The 2,735-nt window shown below is 53.7% G+C and carries 2 rRNA genes (1 of these 2 running past the window's edge); both read left to right on the top strand.

Features of this window, described 5'->3' with window-relative positions:
* Positions 1-2,548 (top strand): 23S ribosomal RNA (locus tag IM313_RS22220) (it extends 390 nt beyond the left edge of the window).
* Between the two features lie 66 nt (positions 2,549-2,614).
* Positions 2,615-2,730, top strand: a 5S ribosomal RNA gene (gene rrf, locus IM313_RS22215).
* Positions 2,731-2,735: the final 5 nt, after the last annotated feature.

Genomic DNA, 2,735 nt, shown 5'->3' with positions numbered 1-2,735 from the left:
TGTGAACTCGAAGAGTAGGGCGGGACACGTGGTATCCTGTCTGAATATGGGGGGACCATCCTCCAAGGCTAAATACTCCTGACTGACCGATAGTGAACCAGTACCGTGAGGGAAAGGCGAAAAGAACCCCGGCGAGGGGAGTGAAAAAGAACCTGAAACCGTGTACGTACAAGCAGTGGGAGCACCTTCGGGTGTGACTGCGTACCTTTTGTATAATGGGTCAGCGACTTATATTCTGTAGCAAGGTTAACCGTATAGGGGAGCCGCAGGGAAACCGAGTCTTAACTGGGCGTTAAGTTGCAGGGTATAGACCCGAAACCCGGTGATCTAGCCATGGGCAGGTTGAAGGTTGGGTAACACTAACTGGAGGACCGAACCGACTAATGTTGAAAAATTAGCGGATGACCTGTGGCTGGGGGTGAAAGGCCAATCAAACCGGGAGATAGCTGGTTCTCCCCGAAAGCTATTTAGGTAGCGCCTCGTGAACTCATCTTCGGGGGTAGAGCACTGTTTCGGCTAGGGGGCCATCCCGGCTTACCAACCCGATGCAAACTACGAATACCGAAGAATGTTATCACGGGAGACACACGGCGGGTGCTAACGTCCGTCGTGAAGAGGGAAACAACCCAGACCGCCAGCTAAGGTCCCAAAGTCATGGTTAAGTGGGAAACGATGTGGGAAGGCACAGACAGCCAGGATGTTGGCTTAGAAGCAGCCATCATTTAAAGAAAGCGTAATAGCTCACTGGTCGAGTCGGCCTGCGCGGAAGATGTAACGGGGCTAAACCATGCACCGAAGCTGCGGCAGCGACGCTTATGCGTTGTTGGGTAGGGGAGCGTTCTGTAAGCCGTCGAAGGTGTGCTGTGAGGCATGCTGGAGGTATCAGAAGTGCGAATGCTGACATAAGTAACGATAAAGCGGGTGAAAAGCCCGCTCGCCGGAAGACCAAGGGTTCCTGTCCAACGTTAATCGGGGCAGGGTGAGTCGACCCCTAAGGCGAGGCCGAAAGGCGTAGTCGATGGGAAACAGGTTAATATTCCTGTACTTGGTGTTACTGCGAAGGGGGGACGGAGAAGGCTATGTCAGCCGGGCGACGGTTGTCCCGGTTTAAGCGTGTAGGTGTGTGTTCCAGGCAAATCCGGTTCACTTTAACACTGAGGCGTGATGACGAGGCACTACGGTGCTGAAGTGATAAATGCCCTGCTTCCAGGAAAAGCCTCTAAGCATCAGGTAACACGAAATCGTACCCCAAACCGACACAGGTGGTCAGGTAGAGAATACCAAGGCGCTTGAGAGAACTCGGGTGAAGGAACTAGGCAAAATGGTGCCGTAACTTCGGGAGAAGGCACGCTGATATGTAGGTGAAGTCCCTGCGGACGGAGCTGAAATCAGTCGAAGATACCAGCTGGCTGCAACTGTTTATTAAAAACACAGCACTGTGCAAACACGAAAGTGGACGTATACGGTGTGACGCCTGCCCGGTGCCGGAAGGTTAATTGATGGGGTTAGCGGCAACGCGAAGCTCTTGATCGAAGCCCCGGTAAACGGCGGCCGTAACTATAACGGTCCTAAGGTAGCGAAATTCCTTGTCGGGTAAGTTCCGACCTGCACGAATGGCGTAATGATGGCCAGGCTGTCTCCACCCGAGACTCAGTGAAATTGAACTCGCTGTGAAGATGCAGTGTACCCGCGGCAAGACGGAAAGACCCCGTGAACCTTTACTATAGCTTGACACTGAACACTGGTCCTTGATGTGTAGGATAGGTGGGAGGCTTTGAAGCGTGGACGCCAGTCTGCGTGGAGCCGTCCTTGAAATACCACCCTTTAATGGCTGGTGTTCTAACGTGGACCCGTAATCCGGGTTGCGGACAGTGTCTGGTGGGTAGTTTGACTGGGGCGGTCTCCTCCCAAAGAGTAACGGAGGAGCACGAAGGTTAGCTAATCCTGGTCGGACATCAGGAGGTTAGTGCAATGGCATAAGCTAGCTTGACTGCGAGAGTGACGGCTCGAGCAGGTGCGAAAGCAGGTCATAGTGATCCGGTGGTTCTGAATGGAAGGGCCATCGCTCAACGGATAAAAGGTACTCCGGGGATAACAGGCTGATACCGCCCAAGAGTTCATATCGACGGCGGTGTTTGGCACCTCGATGTCGGCTCATCACATCCTGGGGCTGAAGTAGGTCCCAAGGGTATGGCTGTTCGCCATTTAAAGTGGTACGCGAGCTGGGTTTAGAACGTCGTGAGACAGTTCGGTCCCTATCTGCCGTGGGCGCTGGAGAATTGAGGGGGGCTGCTCCTAGTACGAGAGGACCGGAGTGGACGCATCACTGGTGTTCGGGTTGTCATGCCAATGGCACTGCCCGGTAGCTAAATGCGGAAGAGATAAGTGCTGAAAGCATCTAAGCACGAAACTTGCCCCGAGATGAGTTCTCCCTGAGACTTTAAGTCTCCTGAAGGAACGTTGAAGACGACGACGTTGATAGGCCGGGTGTGTAAGCGCAGCGATGCGTTGAGCTAACCGGTACTAATGAACCGTGAGGCTTAACCTTACAACGCCGAAGCTGTTTTGGCGGTGAGAGACAGATTTTCAGCCTGATACAGATTAACAGAATTTGCCTGGCGGCTTTAGCGCGGTGGTCCCACCTGACCCCATGCCGAACTCAGAAGTGAAACGCCGTAGCGCCGATGGTAGTGTGGGGTCTCCCCATGTGAGAGTAGGGAACTGCCAGGCATCAA

Source organism: Enterobacter cloacae complex sp. P2B (genome assembly GCF_014895985.1).
GTDB classification, from domain to species: domain Bacteria; phylum Pseudomonadota; class Gammaproteobacteria; order Enterobacterales; family Enterobacteriaceae; genus Enterobacter; species Enterobacter bugandensis.
The sequence above is the reverse complement of the archived record's forward strand: the minus strand, read 5'-3'. Positions and strand labels throughout refer to the sequence as shown.